This is a genomic window from Rhodococcus sp. 14-2470-1a (assembly GCF_002259425.1).
Classification (GTDB): Bacteria; Actinomycetota; Actinomycetes; order Mycobacteriales; family Mycobacteriaceae; genus Rhodococcoides; species Rhodococcoides fascians_E.
In genome coordinates this window covers 89,435-105,745 of the sequence record NZ_NPFZ01000020.1, presented here as the reverse complement: position 1 = coordinate 105,745, position 16,311 = coordinate 89,435, and the positions used below count along the sequence as shown (strand labels likewise).

At 62.5% G+C, this 16,311-nt stretch carries 12 protein-coding genes and 1 pseudogene; 4 read left to right on the top strand and 9 right to left on the bottom strand.

Going from position 1 to position 16,311, the window contains the following annotated elements; all coding sequences use genetic code 11:
* The 3 genes and pseudogenes from CH292_RS10555 to CH292_RS10545 form a co-directional block, all read right to left on the bottom strand.
* A pseudogene (locus tag CH292_RS10555) lies at window positions 1-138 on the bottom strand (IS3 family transposase); the annotation flags it as partial.
* A gap of 145 nt (window positions 139-283) precedes the next feature.
* The gene (locus CH292_RS10550; RefSeq protein WP_094654673.1) at window positions 284-2,005 is read right to left on the bottom strand and encodes a DEAD/DEAH box helicase; all 1,722 of its coding nucleotides are present in this window, start codon (window positions 2,003-2,005) and stop codon (window positions 284-286) included.
* Entirely contained in the window at window positions 1,975-6,834 is a 4,860-nt protein-coding gene (locus CH292_RS10545) for an AAA domain-containing protein (protein WP_094654672.1), read from the bottom strand. The genes CH292_RS10550 and CH292_RS10545 overlap by 31 nt, the downstream gene beginning before the upstream one ends.
* 352 nt (window positions 6,835-7,186) lie before the next feature.
* On the opposite strand from CH292_RS10545, the gene CH292_RS10540 reads away from it, so the two are divergent.
* Window positions 7,187-9,025 carry a hypothetical protein gene (locus CH292_RS10540; RefSeq protein ID WP_094654671.1) on the top strand — a complete coding sequence of 613 codons (1,839 nt, stop codon included), beginning with the start codon at window positions 7,187-7,189 and terminating at the stop codon, window positions 9,023-9,025.
* A 6-nt stretch (window positions 9,026-9,031) separates the two neighbouring features.
* Here CH292_RS10540 and CH292_RS10535 read toward each other — a convergent pair whose 3' ends face one another.
* Window positions 9,032-10,252, bottom strand: a complete 1,221-nt coding sequence (locus tag CH292_RS10535) for a hypothetical protein (protein ID WP_143545738.1) — start codon at window positions 10,250-10,252, stop codon at window positions 9,032-9,034.
* A gap of 921 nt (window positions 10,253-11,173) precedes the next feature.
* Window positions 11,174-12,208, bottom strand: a complete 1,035-nt coding sequence (locus CH292_RS10530; RefSeq protein WP_143545737.1) for a hypothetical protein — start codon at window positions 12,206-12,208, stop codon at window positions 11,174-11,176.
* A 215-nt stretch (window positions 12,209-12,423) separates the two neighbouring features.
* Between CH292_RS10530 and CH292_RS10525 the strand changes: the two genes are divergently transcribed.
* A complete protein-coding gene (locus tag CH292_RS10525) occupies window positions 12,424-13,038 on the top strand; it encodes a uracil-DNA glycosylase (protein ID WP_094654668.1) in 615 nt (204 codons plus the stop codon).
* 47 nt (window positions 13,039-13,085) lie between these two features.
* On the opposite strand, the gene CH292_RS10520 is transcribed toward CH292_RS10525, so the two are convergent.
* From CH292_RS10520 to CH292_RS10510, 3 genes are read right to left on the bottom strand one after another with little or no spacing between them, the layout of a single operon-like run.
* Entirely contained in the window at window positions 13,086-13,658 is a 573-nt protein-coding gene (locus CH292_RS10520) for a hypothetical protein (RefSeq protein WP_020112794.1), read from the bottom strand.
* A complete protein-coding gene (locus tag CH292_RS28875) occupies window positions 13,655-14,065 on the bottom strand; it encodes a hypothetical protein (RefSeq protein WP_094654667.1) in 411 nt (136 codons plus the stop codon). The genes CH292_RS10520 and CH292_RS28875 overlap by 4 nt, the downstream gene beginning before the upstream one ends.
* Complete coding sequence (locus CH292_RS10510; protein WP_143545736.1) at window positions 14,062-14,610, bottom strand: hypothetical protein; 549 nt, start codon at window positions 14,608-14,610, stop codon at window positions 14,062-14,064. Before CH292_RS10510 ends, CH292_RS28875 begins: the two co-directional genes overlap by 4 nt.
* A 170-nt stretch (window positions 14,611-14,780) precedes the next feature.
* Between CH292_RS10510 and CH292_RS28870 the strand changes: the two genes are divergently transcribed.
* Window positions 14,781-14,939, top strand: a complete 159-nt coding sequence (locus CH292_RS28870; RefSeq protein WP_155290312.1) for a hypothetical protein — start codon at window positions 14,781-14,783, stop codon at window positions 14,937-14,939.
* A gap of 25 nt (window positions 14,940-14,964) precedes the next feature.
* Window positions 14,965-15,429: a DUF6194 family protein gene (locus CH292_RS10505; protein WP_094654665.1), complete on the top strand. Its 465-nt coding sequence runs from the start codon at window positions 14,965-14,967 to the stop codon at window positions 15,427-15,429.
* A gap of 212 nt (window positions 15,430-15,641) precedes the next feature.
* On the opposite strand, the gene CH292_RS10500 is transcribed toward CH292_RS10505, so the two are convergent.
* Entirely contained in the window at window positions 15,642-16,262 is a 621-nt protein-coding gene (locus tag CH292_RS10500; protein ID WP_094654664.1) for a maleylpyruvate isomerase family mycothiol-dependent enzyme, read from the bottom strand.
* Window positions 16,263-16,311 lie beyond the last annotated feature (49 nt).

Here is a 16,311-nt window from a genome sequence, read left to right as displayed (position 1 = left end):
CGCGGGATTGATATCGAGCAACGCTCCGACGTGTTTCCGAGCGGCGACCTTGGTGTCGCCTGCCCCGGCCAGACGGTCCCGATACATCCGAACCGCCCGCTCACGAGTCTCGGCATCGAACTTCCTTGGTGCACCCATACCTGCATTCTCCTGGTGAGATCACAGTCTCCACCAGTCCCAGGACAGTTCAAATCGTGCGTGTCCTCTAACACTAAGCTTCACGCCGTAGTCGCTCGCTTCGGACAGCACGGTTCAAACTCAGGTCTCCTCATGCGGATGCTGGCTACATCACGAATCCGGCTACTCGGTTCAGCATTTTTCCAGCTTCCCGGTCCAGCGACTTCAACCCCCGCTTTTCGAGCTGCTCAATGATCATCCGCTTCAGGCCCATCTCCGACGCCACCTGCGACACCGTCCTCGGCTTCGCCCCGCCGATCCCGTATCTCCTGATCAACACCGATGCCTCCCTCACATCGATGGCTGCCAGGCACCGCAGCATCCCGTCCAACTGATCCGGTGTCCCATACTGCGCCTCCGACAGAATCTCCTTCACCGTCCGAGTCCGCGCCGCAGACACCTTCGTCGGCACCATCTTCGACTGCGGAATGACGATCGGCTCGATCGGCGTCGGCTCTACCGGCGGCTTCGGAGAAATTGGCGCCGACTGATCCAACCAACTCGCCAACACAGCACCCGCATCAGCAAGCTCGACGTCCACGACCTCCTCGGCCACACGCGTCAACTCATCCAGAAACGCCTCATGCGCCCCCAGCGACGGATCCTCGTTCGTCCCCGCCACATACATGATCACGAACGCCGCAGGCCGACCATCAGGCTTCAGACGCAGAATCCGGCCCATCCGCTGAATCATCTGCCGCTTCGACGAACTGCTCGCAATGATCACCCCGACATCCACCGCCGGCACATCGATACCCTCATCCAGCACCCGCGGCGCCACCAAAGACCTGAGCTCACCACTGCGGAACTGCTTCAGAATCCGCGTCCGCCCAACCCGATCCAAATGACTCGAATACTGATGCGCCGCCACCCCACCGGCCACGAGCACCTCGGCACCCTTCGCTGCAGATTCCTTCGTCTCCGAGAACACGATCGAACGCTCCGACTTCGCCAGCCCCGGCGTGATCGCCGCCAGCGCCTGCAACTTGCCCTCACAGTCCGCCAACAACGCCCGCCGCTTGCTGAACGCCGACAGGTATCGACTTGCCACCCGGCTCGCCGGCAGATGCCGCTCCTTGCTCAGATCCACCGCGTTTTTCATGAACTCACCGAATGGCTCAGCAGCGCAGCCATAGTCGTAGATCAGCGTGTTGCGCAGCGACTTCGCCTTCTCGTCCAAGTCCTGGAACTTCGCCGCCTCGTCCGCCGAGAACGGCACCGCCACTGTCATCACCCGCACCGGCGCCAGGATCCCGTCACGTCTCCCCCGCGCGGCATCGCAGCCCTTGACGAGGTTCTCGAAGTACGGCATCAAATGCGTGTCGACACCGTCGTCTTGACGCTCCAAGGTCGCCGTCAACCCGAGTCGTTCCTCGAACCGGTTGATCAGGACCTTTGCGAATGAACCAGCCCCGTAGCGATGTACCTCGTCGGCAACAAGCAACGCACCGGTCCGCGGCATCGGTGCACCCGGCCGGATCGCCGACTGAATCGTCGTGATCAATACGTCGTACTGCCGGAACGTGTCGTTGTGACCGTTCCCCCGCCGCCCAGTCCGCACACTCGGCAACGCCTTGACCATCGCCGTGTACCACTGCTCGAGCAGATCGATACTCGGCACCACCACCAACACCTGCCGACCACGACTGACCGAATCCAGCGTTGCCGCCAAGCCCACATGCGTCTTCCCGGTACCGGTGACTGCCTCGACGATCGCGCGATACCCCGACGACACCCACTTCTCGAACGCTTCCTTCTGCCAGTCCCGCAACCCCTCGGACCGGCTGGCCACCTGCGTCATAGCGTCAACCCCTGCGGCCGCACCCATTCCTCCACACCGTCACGTTTCCGTTTCGCCAACTTCTTCAGCACCACCAGATCGGACAACAACTGATCCGCCTTCTCCGGCGACAACCCCGTCACCCGCTGACACCGTTCCAAGGTCAACGGCGCATTCGGACGCGCCGCCGCAACCGCAATCTCGCGTGCACCCGCCCACGATGCCGCCGGCAGCGCGTCCAATTCGGCCTGCAGGGAAGGACTGCCGCTGATCACCACAGGTTCGGTCGTTGTGACCCGCCGTTTCCGCGGCATCACATCCGGCGTCGGAGCCGGCCGTCTCTTCTTCGACGCTCTCAGCGCATCGTCGCGTGACTTGATCTCCGCGAGCGCTTCCTGAACGGCCTCGGGCGTGACCTCGCAGTCCTCGACGGTCTGCGCGACGGAGAACTTGTTGCGCTTCTGCGAATACCGAATGGCCGCAATGAGATCCTCACGCGGCATCGTCCGAACCGGCTTGGGCGGCGCCGGAGCATCGTCGGGTTCGTCCTCGACGCGGTCTACATCTTCCGAGTCTTCGTCGTCGATAACTTCGTCGACAGTCTCGATGACCTCGGGCAACGGAGCCAGCTCCACCTCGGTCTGCGACGGCGCAGGCGCCTCGACGCTGACGAGTTCGATTGCGTCGTCGTCGACCTCAACGTCATCGGAATCGCGCACCAGGGTGATCGGCGACCAGGTCGCAGGACCCGAACCCTCGACGACCACGGCAACCTCGTCGGGCAGAACGCCGACGGAGTCGAGGATCTGGGTGATGGTGTCGAGCGCCCGTTCCCGATCTAGCGCAAAATCCGACGCTCGCACACGGTGGAACAGCCACCCGCTGCGTCGCAGTTCGAATTCACGCTCCATGCGTCGGAGCAGCTCGTCGGTGTCGGTTTCGCTGTCGTCGTCGCACTCGATCGCGACCCGCACCGCTGCCCCGGTGACGACGAGATCGATGGTCATCTCGTTGACGTCGACACGGGGGTTGACGTGATAGCCGCGATCGCGCAGGGCGAGGAAGACATCCTGCTCGAAGAGCGATCCGAAGTCCGGATGCGGCGTCGTCACCGATACTGCCTGGGGCATCGCCGGGACCGGAACCGTCGGCGACGCTTCCACATACGAGAGGAGGGAGCGTCGGAGATCGTTCGCCGACAGGCTGTCGATGGTGGCGGAGTGGAACAGCCAGAGTTGATCCCGTGCACGCGACGCGGCAACGTTGAAGCGGCGTTTGTAGAGGTCCGCGGTCATTGCGTTCGACGACGACCCGGGTGCGATCACCATCGACAGGAACATCACGTCGCGCTCGTCGCCCTGGAAGTCGGGCGGGGTGCCGACGCGCAGGCGTCGCTCGTCGACCTGCTCGGACGGAACCCGCTCGAACAGAAGCGATCGGATCAGATCCGCCTGCGCTGCACTCTGCAGGACAGCGACGCCGAAGGTCTTGTCGGCGTAATCGGGTTCCGCGAGACACACGACGAGCTGGTCGACGAGTGCGTGCGCCTCGGCGGCATTGGTGAGGCGCGTGCTCGATCCGGACGTGGTGGCGTCGTCGACGAAGGTACTTCGAAGCGGCTGTAACCGATCCGCGCCGAATTGACGAACGGGCACGAGCGGTAAGCGATCGTAGAACTGCGACGACGACCATTCGATGATCTCCGGCATCGAGCGGTAGTGCTCGCGCATTCTGACGATGTCGCCGAATCGTGCACGCAGCAGCGAGAACAAACTTGATTTTGGTGTCAGCATCATCCGGGTGCTGATCGGGACATCCGGAAGCAGGTCATCGAGGCGGTTCAGCACCGACTGCAACGTGTAGTTCTTGATTCCCGGAGGGGCGCACTGCTTGTCGTCACCGACCAGAATGACCTTCGGCGCAAGCCACATCAGCAGCAGGCTGGTGACCTCCGACTGACTGGCCTCGTCGACGATGACGACGTCGAACGCGTTCTGTTGCGGCGGAATCGACGACAGCACCTGGGCCATCGGCATCACCCACGCCGGCACGACGGTCTGGGCGTCTTTCATCGCTGCACGCGCCGCGACGCGATACCGCTGGGCGAGGGCGTTGGTGCCCAGGCCTGCGTTGGACATGTTTTCCTGATACGCGCGCAGAGCGGTGACCTCGCGATTGGTCATGCGCTGCAAGCACTCCTGCCATGCTTGCTCGGCGGCAAGTTGTGCGGTCAACGAGGAGATCTCCTCGTCGAGGGCGTCGAGCTCGGAATCGAGGTTGTCGTTCTGGTCAGGCTGCTGGATGCCCTCGACCCACTGCTTGGTCCAGCGCCACGTCCAGGCTTTGACGAAGGTGTCGGTTGGGGCGATGAGTCCGTCCTCGACGGCTCGGGCGAGGTTCGGCGCGATGCTGGTCAGCGTCTCCAGAACTGCGGTGCCACCTACTGCCGGCTGCAGGTCAGCGGCGAGCCTCTCGTAGGCGTCGGCGTCACCGGTACGCAGTGCTACGACGAGATAATCGGAGTTTGGGACCTCGACCGCCACCCGATCGGCTAGGGCTTTCAGCTCGGCACGTGCGGATGCGGCGTCGGCGCGATCGGTGAGGGCCGTGACCTCGGTGGCGAGCGTGATGGCGTCGGCGAGCGTCGTGATCTGCGGTAGGGACGGGACGACGGCGCCGAGGGCCGCGGCGAGCTCGTCGCGAGCAGTGGCGAGACTGCCCGTCGCGAGAACCTGATTCCAGACGGTGTGCAGGGTGTCGACGCGTCGGCTGCGACTGTCGATCCCGTAGCTGGGAAGTTCGATTCCGATGCTGCGCAGCAGGTGTGCGGCATCGTCGACGGCGACGAGGGATCTGATGTGTTCGGCGACGAGGCGCAGTTCGCCTGCACCGGTGGGTTCGACGCCGTCGACGGTGGCGTCCACGTCGGGACGATCGCCGGTGTTGCCTGCCTCATGGAGCCGGGCACAGGCGTCGAACGCGTTGAGAGCCTGCCTCGACGCAGGAGCCGCCACCTGGTGCGAACCGACGGCAGCGTCGGCGCTGACGGCGACGGACAACATGGCCGAGACCGTCTGCACGCGAGACCACATGGGCCCCAGCGCGCCGGACAGCAAGCCGTCGGCGAGAGCTCGATAGTCGGGACCGAAGGACTCGACGGTGCGGGCACGATCGGTCAACGCCTGCGCGGACGGGAGGATGTAGTAGAGCTGGGTCGGGTCGATGGCGTCGAGGCCAGGGATCGACGATGAGCCGTGCGCGCCGCGGCACAGTGCCCGAATCTCGTCAACGGTCGGGAGATTGGGGTTTTGATGCGTGCTGCTGAAGAGGGACGCGAAGGCGACGTCGTCGAACGGCGCCTGCTCGACGTGCAGCGGGCCCGGGATCCAGCCGAGTTGCTCCTGCTGGGCGTTGAGCTTGGCGATGATGGCCGCGAGTGTGCCGGTGTAGGTGGGCGAGGGCGAGTGGATGTCGGCTTCGGAGGATCGCGCGAGACGCATCTGCTCGACGAGCTTGTGGCGCTGTTCCTTCGCGCTGAAGCGCTTGCCGACGAGGCTTTCGATCGTGCGCTGCGAATCTGCTGGGTCGAACGAGGCCTTGCGGGCGGCGATGGTGGAAACGCTCTCATCGAGCTCGGCCGATCCCCCACGTGCCATGTCGGTGACGGAGACGCAGAGATCCTGCAGTTCGGCGGGCAGCTTGTCCTTGAGGACGCGCAGCGCCTGGGCCTTTTCGCTGGTGACGAGGATGCGCTGGCCCTGAGCCATCAACGCGGACATCAGGTTTGCGATGGTGTGGGTCTTGCCGGTGCCGGGTGGGCCTTCGACGACGACGCCGGTGTCGTTCATGACGCGGTTGTAGATGCCGGCCTGGGCGCGGTTGGCCGGGAGCGGGAAGAGCGGCTCGGCGCTGGGGGTGGCGCTGACGTTGGCGTCGAGCCAGTCGCGGCGCGTGTTGTCCTCGATGCCTTCGACGAGATGGGACAGGCCTACGGGCAGGGGTGCGCCGTTGTCGAGGTCGGCGATCATGGCGTCGTAGTAGGACACCAGGGCGTAGGAGCTGCGTTTGCGCAGGACGAGGGCCGGCGACATGCGGAGGGTGTCGGCGGTGGAGCCGGCGGGCTTGTCGTGGTCGGCGATGACGGTCAGTGGCTGCTTCAGCGCGGATGTGGCCCACTGGCCGAGCAGACGCGGGATGTCCGACGAGAGCGACGACGAGGTCAGGTCGGTAAGGCTGCGGTGCAGGGCTTTCGTGCCGGCGCGGTCGAAACCGGGGAGGTCGAGGAGGATCTGCACGTCTTCGAGGCGCGGGGTGCTGGCCGGTGCCACGGTGACGAGGAGGTCGCCGGTGGAGTCCTCGCGACTGATGCTGGCCTGCTGGGTGATGAGGTGCGTGGCGATGCGCTGGTCGCCGACGGTGGCGTCCAGATAGCCGGAAGCAATGACGAGCTCAAGGGACTCGGGCTGGGTGTCGAGGTCGTGGAGCATGAGGTCGACGGATCGGAACAGTTCGGCGAAGGGGCGGCGTGCTTTGTCTTCGAGGGCCCATCCTGCCCAACTGTGGAGCCACTCATGAGCCTCGGTGGGGGCGTTCTTCGCAAGGGTGGGCGGGGTGGTGGTCTCGTCTACATGCTTCTCGAGCTCTGCAGGCAGGCCTGGGGGCTGCTCGATACTCGTGCGCGGAATGCGAACCGCCACGTCACCGGGGGCGACATCGGTATTGACGTCGAGGGGTCGGGCATCGTCGAACAGCCACTCGACGCGGGCGTCAGTCCCGTACTGCCGAATCGGCTTGGACTGGGCACCAACAGTCTCGCGCAGGAACTCGAGCAGGCGCCGTACGCGACCGCGTAGTTCAGCGTCATCTGAAGCCGACATCGAATCCTCACATTTCGAACTAACTTGATCGGTACTCAACTTATAGGTGGTGGGTGACAAACGTTGGACGGCTCACAGCCATTGCAGATACCCAGATCGTCCAGCCCAAGAGCGGAAGCCCGGCCCCAGCAGCAAGTTTCTGCTCGACGTCCGTGACATACACCCCGCGGGTTTCGGTACCCAGCCGGAGAATTCATTCACGTGAATGAACTTTCGGATCTAGACAAGGGTCTCCACGTAGGACGACGGTGTGCCCAGCAACATCGAGTAATGGAACGTTGGCCAGTCTCGGGCATAGTGGGGACTTCGGCGGGCCACGCCGAATCCATCGCCGCGAAGGAGCGCCGAACGAATGAGGGTTGTCTTTCTACACGGTCTCGGCGATGGAGATCCCGAACTCGGCTGGCTGGACGGCCTCAATATCGGTTTGACGCAGGCGGGCTTTGCCCCGGTCGACTCCGACAAGGTCATCGCCCCTCGGTATCGCTCTCACTTCGAAACGGCTGGCATTTCGGCGAAAGTACCCCCAGTTACCTACAAAACTAAAGATGACTCAGACGCGCGCCTCGCCTTCGAGCGACGCCAAGCCGCAGTCCAGAGGTTTCTGGGATACGAAGCAGGGGTGGGGACGTTCGGTTATGGCCGGGTCCCCGACGCGCCCGTCGCCGTCATCCAGCAGGCCGCCATCAAAGCTGTGCCCCTCTTCGACCTCCCACATGTCAAGCGCTACATGCAGGATGAAGGTCTACGCGGAGCAATACTGAAATACATCCTGGACCACCTGCCTGGCACAGGCGAGATCATCCTCATCGCGCACAGCCTCGGCAGTGTCGTGGCGATCGACCTGCTGGACAATCTCCACCCGGGCTTGCACGTCCGCCGGTTCGTAACCATCGGAAGCCCGGCCAGTGCGAAAGCGATCCATGTCGGCAGCGACCGCCTCCTGAAGCGCTTCCCATACGGCCGGGTAGACGACTGGTCGAACTTCTTGGACACAGGTGATCCGGTGACCGCGGGACGAGGACTCGCATCCACTTTCCAAGGCGCTCAGGACTTCACCGTCGACATCGGCCACAAGCACGACTCCAAGCTTTACCTCGGCCACACCTCGATAGCGAAACTCATCGCGCAGACGCTGTATCCGACCAACTCCGTTGCGTTGCGCGGCGGAGACATAGCTGTGCGCCTGACCGACAACGAAGCGACGATCCTTCTGTCTCTGCACTTTGCGCACGCCGTCCAGCGTCACATCAAGGACAAGGACGCGGCAGTACGGTACGCGAGTGCACTGACCGCCCAGCAAGATGAAGTCGTTGCCCAGGTCGAAATGAACGCAGGTTCTGTGGGTATTGCCCGCGAGCTCGCCGAACTCGCCGGTGGCACTCTCCCTCGGCTCCCTCATCGGTGGAAGATGCATGAGGCTGTGGGCGAACTCGTCGTTCTTTCTCTCACCAATCTTGTAGAACCTTATGAGATCGATGTCGAGCGCGCACCCAGGGAGGCGTTGCTCGACATGGCCGTCGAGCTGGGATTCCAGCGATCGACCGGTACAAAGATCGGCGACGCGATCGAGGAGGTTAAAACCCATATCGGCCGCAAGAGCGGCCTGCCGTGGGGTCGTGTGCTCACTGCTGCGGCGGGCGTCGCCATCATCGCTGCGGGACCTGTCGGACTTGCGTTGGCAGCCCCAGTGGGAGTCTTCGGTGCGGCGGCGCTGACCGGTGGACTCGCGGCGCTCGGGCCGGGCGGAATGGTGGGCGGGCTCGCGATGCTCGGCGGACTTGCAGGTACCGGCGCGGCAGTGGCGACCTCCGCAGCCACCTTGAGCGGAGGACCAGTCGAGCCGGTGGCCGATTCCAACGCGCTGGTCCTCAGAGTGGCTGCCGAATACGCGCGCAAGTCGCTCGATCTGCCGTACGACAAGGGCCTGTGGTACGACATCACCGACCTGGAATCGCAACTTTCAGCGCGCGTCAACCGGCTTGCCGTGTACAGCGATCCCGGTTCGCCCAAACTCGAAAACCTCAGAGTCGGCCAGCGCATCGTGGCGCGGCTGATGGACTTCATGCTCGAAAAGAACCTCGGACCAGCCGAATTGGTTTCGGCAGAAGTAGATGTCGATCGCGCCATCGAGAAAGCGCGGAGAACTATGGACGAGGACGCCCGTTTAGAGGCGTGGAACCGAGGCTAGGCTGCGTCAGACGGAAAGAGCGGGCATCACGACCAGTGACCCGTCCTTTTTTCGTGCGATCTCGACCGCAACATCGTCACGGTGATCGCTCTTCAAAATTTTGTCGCTCAGCGCGCGCACCCTTCGAGACGTTTGAAGGATGCTGTCGACCTCGCTCGATTTGAATACGAAGTCACGCACTCCGTGGGAGCGATCGACCTCCAGTTTGGACAGACGAAGTAGCACGTCACTCAATCGATTCTGCAGCAAGTCCACTCGCTCCCTATTCCGCTTCAAAGCGCCGCTGAACCGCTCGAATGCGTTGTCAGGGTTCAGCTGAGCATGCTCGATCGCTTGCACCACCGCCAGACGCTTGTGTAGTTCGAAAGCCAACCTCGCGAGATCCACGTGCGAGTGGAATTCCCCGTGATGCTCACCGATGCCAGGGAACGCCTTCTCTAGATGCGCTGCTTCAGCTCGTTTTTTGGTGAAAGCCCGCAGGCGCGACTCCCATTTCTGGATGCGCGCTTCAGCGTTGGCCAGACCGACATTGATCTGAAACGCAGCCGTGTCCAAACCGAGCGCGACACCAATCCTTCCTTGGTCGAGAAGTATGTTCGCGGCGCTGTCTAGGCTGGTGGTGCACGCATTGAGGTTGGATCGCTCGATCCGCAATGCGTCGTCTTTGAGCTCCTTGAGCAAGCGATCGGTGCCCCGCCTGTCGCTTTCGGCGAGTGCGTTCAGACCCGCTGCGACCGCCATGAGCAATAGAGGCGCGGCTGCAGTCACGGCACCGATTCCACCGCCGCCAGCGACGTTTCCGATTGCAGGCAGGTAGTTCTTCACCGCTGTCGCACCCTGGAGCAATCCGACACCACTTCGAGCGTTCACCTTCGAGGTTTCAAGTCCGCTGTCGAGCAGCGTCGCAAATTTTGCCGGCATAACGAGCCGGAACAGCGCCTCTCCTGCGGAGACAAGAACCGAATCCGGGGTTGCATCAATCAGCTTCGCCAGATTCACCGCAAGCGGGCTGGCACTGCCGAGGGAAAGTCCGCGGGATAGGTCGGCTGTTTCGGGGACGGGGTGGGCTTCCAACGTTGCGAGCGGGGTATCGACCAATGCTGCAAGTGCGGTCCTCAATTCTGCCAGCCTGGCGGGCGACATGGCACCTTCGTCTGGTATTGGTACCGCTTCCCCTTCACTCGTTCCAAGCGTCCAAACCGGAATCGCATTGTCATTGTTCGCCATTACGACCCTTCCTCACTCAACTGCCGCCAACACTAGCTGAGCAGATATCCCGGGTTTCTGCGGTGACCACGAGAGCGTTATTCAGTTGCCGCAAAGATTGGGATCGGTGATGTATCCGGCCTCGCAACCTGACTGGGTCTGGATGTCGCCCGATGTCGGTGGCTCGCCGCAGGCGATGCCGCATCTGTCAGCACCGATGACAAACGATCCGTCGGGCCAGTAGCAGCTGTCGGCCGAGCAAGAGTAGCCGCGAGTCGACGAAGTGCCCACAGGGGCTTGGGGTGCTGCGTCAGGATCTGGGTAGCTCGCGCCGTTGAACGGGTTCCGGCATAACGTGCCGTCACACTCGAACGTATTGGCTTCCCTCTCGGAACGCAGGTAGCCATCGCCGTCGAGCTTGTCGAAGCACCACTGGGAAAACTGCGTACTCCCGTCACTCCAACGTGCAGGGCCTGGGGTTCCGAATAGACATTCGAGAACGTAGGGCTCGGCGACGACTTCGGGTGTCGGCTCGTCGGTCTGCTCTGCGATTGGGGCCTCGATCGACGGGATAGTTGTCGTCGGCTCAGGGGGCGTTGTCACCGGAGCCGGACCAACTGAGGTCGAGGGAAGCGTCGTGTCGGGCGTCACCTGTCCGGACGTGGTAACCGCTGTGCTGCACCCGACGAGCATCCAAGCGCACGTGAGCGCAGTGATCAACCACGAGACACGCATCGATTGCGCTCCGATCATGAAGAGACGAGGGGACTCTTTTAATCCCGCAGTTAATCGCGCCAGAAGAGTTGTTGTTACATCACCTCGTTCGGTCCTGGAAGAACCCGAAATCGCAGCGACAGGGACGCTACGTGGTCGAACTAGCCGGGCTCGGGTTCTACTCGTCCACGACGCTGTCAGAAGTCGCTACGCCGGGGACACTCTGGCTTATTCGTTGATGGCCTCGGCGCACTGTAAGGCGGCCGTCCAGAACTGGCCCAGATCGAGTTCCGACACCTTACGCCCGGGCGCTGAGGCGGTGTGGTCTTGATCCAAGAATGCAGCCAATGAAGAGAACCCGCCATGGTGTTGAATCTGGCTGTAGTTGTTCCACGTTCCAGATGCCATCAGAGCGCCAGACTTGTTCACCCACAGATACATTGGCGCGAATCGATACCCGTATGGGTGGAAGAAGATGCCGCCTGACGGTGCCGTCCCGAACCAGAAGTCACTGTGACTCCCGCGTGATTCGTCCAACGATTCCTGCAAGGTGAACAAGCGAGCGGCGCGTTCAGTATCTGCCTCCGATGCAAAAGCGTCCAGAAACGACTCTTTAGTCCACGCGCGACCGCCACCCGAATTGCCTGATCTCGCCTTCGCCGCCGCGAGTTCACCGCCGTAGGTGGACGCGACGAGAATCTCGAGGTTACCTTGCCTTGCGTACGCCAGTTGGACTGCCGTAACTCGTAGTTCGTCCCGAGTGATCCGATTGAGGTACTCGACCAGGCGGCGTAGGTCGGCGTCGATGCGATCGACTGCCAAACACAGATGGATGCGGCCGGCTTCGATGCCGGCCGACAACTGATCAAGACCTCCTTCGTCGAGACCCGAAAGAGGCTGTCCACCATGCCGAGCCCACTGGCTACGGAACCATGCTTCACCGTCGACAGAGATTGCCGACGCATAGTCCAGGACTTGACCGATGACCATACGTCGTCGTTCGGAGTTGGATGCAAGCTTGCATTCGACGACCGTGATCGACCCGTCTCGATCGACGATGCACACGTCCGCGGGGCCGGCCGACGTCGAGAATTCACGCACCGTCAGTGCCTCACCCGAGACCCCAGGTACGTGTTCGGGTGCGGCCGCAATGATGCGCTGCAGGTGCCCCTCATTGTCGTACGCGGACATCTCAGGCGACGACCACGCACCATCGGACCCCCACTCGCGAACGAGGAGGCCTGCCGTTCCGTTGTCGGTCACGATCACTCCATCTCATCGATCCGCTAGTCAACCCAACCTACGGGACCGACGTACCAAGTCGCACCCCCGCGTTGGGGACCGCCACACCGCTACGATTTCCCCCAAGTGGCGCACGCCAAGGGCATGTGTCTACACGCTCCGTTGACGAGGGTCGCGGTGGGGAGTACCGCGTCGAGGAAGACTCGCGTGTCGGACCAGCGTGCAATCCTGTCTTCATGCCGAACGGACGCAACTCAGACCCTACTGTAGTCGCCGACAAGATTGCGCGAATCCGGGATCCCCACGTCCGCCCGTTGAACGCGCTGGCAGACGCCATTGCGGATTCCGTCGGCCTCCCGCATGGCCACATTCCCTACGTCGATCCAGACCAAGGGGGTATCCACGCACGGATGTTGGTGCTGCTCGACAACCCCTCCACCAAGGCAGAGAGCGGAACGGGTTCCGGACTGCTGAGCCTGGACAACAATGACCGTACGGCTCGCAATTGCCGTGAAGCATATGAGCGCCAAGGCGTTTCACACGCGGACGTGGTCCACTGGAATGTCGTTCCCTTCCCCGTCGCAGGCGTCAAGAATGGCGGTTCAACTCCTGCAGAACGAACTCAGTCCGTGCGATGGACGACCGAATTCGTCGACCTGTGCCCAAACATCGAGATCGTTCTATTGCTCGGCGCCGCCGCTCGAGACGGTTGGGCTCGCGCGAGTATCCAGAGAGACTTCTATGTCGTTCCAGGAAAAGTTCCGCACTGTTCCGCACGGGGACTGAACACCGGTGGCGGGCGCGAACGTTTCGAGGCAGCTATTGCACAGGCCGCACAGATGCTTCGATGACGGCGCGCATGGCGACAGAGCGCCCGAAGCCCACGCCCGACTCCTGATCATTTGCCCAGTTGGAAAAGCGCCTTGTCCACGTCGCGGGCAGACCAATCCTTGCCACGGTTGCGTACCTCGACCCGCAGCTTCTCGACGGTCGTCATGTATCCGCGATACCACCCCTTGGACGTGTCGACGGCCAAGCCGAGAAGCCCGAGCGCCTTGAGAGCCCGTTTGTCGTAGATGGCCATTCGACTCGGCGCAGCCGCGAGAATGAGCGCCGAGGGCAACGCGCCGCCGTTGACGCATCCGGGCAATTCGATCAGCGCCTGTCTCGCTCGACCCGCAGCGGTCGGGACGTCCACCGAGAGATCATTTGCTGCCACGTACATCGCGGCGGTGACGACTCTGACGTCGGAGTCGCGCATAGTGTGAAGCGCCATCGCCCAAGGAGTATCGGCCCGGAGTCGCTTCCAGAAGAGCAAAGCGCCAATGTCGGCCTTACCGATGTTCCGCGCGCACTCGACTCTGGCTACGACGTCGAACAGAACCTCGTCGTACGAGTCGGACACCGTACTTTCGTAGTCAGCGTGTGCGACCAGCAGTTTCCCGATGACGTCGTTGTCGGGGGCGCTCACGCCGCGACCGCTGACTTCAGCACAACTTCGAACCGGTTCGATTCCTCGCAAACGCAGCCGACGCCGTACTCGCGCAAAAGCTCGACTAGATCGTCAGCCGGGCGATCGGGTAGAAGCATGCATATCGACGGACTGGTCTCGATGTGTCTGCGGTAGTCCAGCAGCTGCCCTAATGCCATTCGAACTGCCTCTCGTGACGCCGACGCTTTGGCTTCGTACAGGACGTTGTTCGTGTGATCGAACAGGTCCACCAGCAACGGCCGATTCACACCCTCGACCTGCAGCTGAAAGCCACTCAGGTCCAAACCCTCGGGACGTAATCGCGCAACGAAACGGTCGACCAGTTCCGATTCGGCACGGCGCGCTCGGTAGGAAGCAAACGATTCCACGTCGTAGCTCGGGGTCATGTTTCGCTGCAATGGAATTCGACGAGATACCCGCTGTTGCCGGGACTGGGTCGACCACCCAACCACGGATTTCGGGTCCGACGACCCAGATCGTCGACGTGCTCGCCCCAAAGGTCTTCGAGCGACGCTGCGGACGGGTCGTAGATGCGCCTGCCGGAACCGAGTACCGGAAACTTGAATTCCGGCAGAGCTTGACGTAGCTCCTCGATCGTCAATCGATCATCGTCACCGACCATCACGTCCCAGGTGACATCGATGTAAGCGGTTCGCTTTCCAGTTCCGGTCCAGTGATCGTCCATAACGACCCCGTCCTTGGTGATGCTGGCACTGGCAACGACGCCCCTAAGATTTCCTGTGCGCAACAGAAATACTCGGTCACCTGCAAGCGGACTGTCGTATCCACGACCGAAACTCCAGGAACTGTCGTACAACCTTCCGTCGGCCGTCGTGTCGATCATCGCCTGGCGTTCGTCGGGGTCCAATCCCTCCGGACTGCCATCCCAGAGTGCGAAAAAACTCTTGCTGGGTTCGAGAGAATCAGTCACCGGCACTCCTTCAACTTCACAGTGTTCGGATCCCCAACCGCCTCTCCACGGTTGCACAGAGTCGCGCCTCTCGCAGACAGTTCGGTTTCGTTGCAGGTAAGAAGGGGTTACTGAAAAACGTATTCGAGCAGTCAGGTCGCGCCGGAGGTCGGGCACTGGGAAACGCGAATGTGACAGGCATGCGCGGCGTCGTCGTCGAATCCGTCGACGTCGGACTCGACGAACCTCACATCGTCGACGGTGAGGAACTGCAGCAGTGGTTTCGCGATCAGGGCGCCACAGAGGTCACCGTCGTCAAGAGGCCGGCACTACCTCAACGAAACGCTTGAAGGCGAAGGAGCAGATACTGGACCAATGTCGATGCAGCGGATCCTGACAGAACTGCGGACCTTGGACGGCGTCCTCGAACTCGCACCCGAGCCGGGGAGCGAGCATCCCCAGATCTCGTGGGGCGATCACTTCTTCTATTACGTGCCCGACGGCCAGGTTCCGAACAACCGTCAGCCATACGCGACGATCGTGACCAAGGACTATCCGGACGATGCGGCTTCTCGTCTCGATTCACCTGATCGCTGGCGAGTGAACATCCACGTCGGATCGCGTGCCTTCACCGACCTGATCGGCTACGCGCCGGGCGATATTGATGCGGCAACCGTGGATTACAGCACCGCGGACGTGTTCAACCCGCACCCGCTGTACGGCGCGCACGGCTGGGTCTGCGTGGTGAATCCCGGCGAGTCAACGCTCGATCGCACGCTGGATGCTCTGCGCGGCGCACATCTCGATGACCGACGACGCGTCGAGCATCGGCAGCGATGAGGAAAATCTGACTCGGAAGAACACCCGCAATAGTCTGGTCGACGAGCGCGACGATCGGACCCGCTTCGTGCACATCGAGCTGTTCACGACCTGACAGGGATTGGCGGTCGACCAAACCAAAGACCGACCAGACGACCGGGTCGAAGCCTCAACTATTGCAACGCCTCCGCCGCTGGTGCGTCCAAGGACTGTGCGCGTGTAGCCCGACGGTCCTATTCGGCACGCTTCAGGTGCTGGTCCACTGATTCGCGGCCGGTGAGGAGCAGGACGAGGCGCCCGCCGGGAAGGGTGACTTCCGGGCCCTTTCCGATGCGAAAGTCCATGTCCGACGCTACGGCGGTGTGTCCGCGCAGATCGACGCCGAAGTGTTCCATTCGGTTCTTCGTTTTGATGACATTCAGCGTCGTCAGTAATTGCTCCGGGGTGGCGGTGTGGGGGCGGCCGAGCCCCTCAGTGAGATCGAGTCCGTGAATGACGTCGTGACAGAAGGAGTCCGCGAGGTCTCCGCCGGGGACCTTCCATTTCGTGGAGACGTTGGCGTGCAGCACCTCGACCAGCTGGGCGCGCGTCATGCGCGCGATGTCCCGGCGCGCCAATCGGTCTGCCGCACGGTCGAAGTCTCCCCGCGCCGAGATCATCGCCATCATCAGCCTGGGCAGTCCGATTCTGAAGGGCATGGACAGGTGCGCCGCCAGATGTTCGACGGTCCAGCCGTCGCACAAGGTCGGGTGCGTCCACTCCGTCTCGCTCAGATTGCCGAGCAGCTCCGCAGTAGCTGTTCGCTGGTCCCGTGTCATGGCGACGAATTTGTCGTCGGTTACGTTCTCGGTCACGCTGGTCTGCTCCTAGCCGCGGTTTCGGGTGGTCTGGGGGTGTCGACCC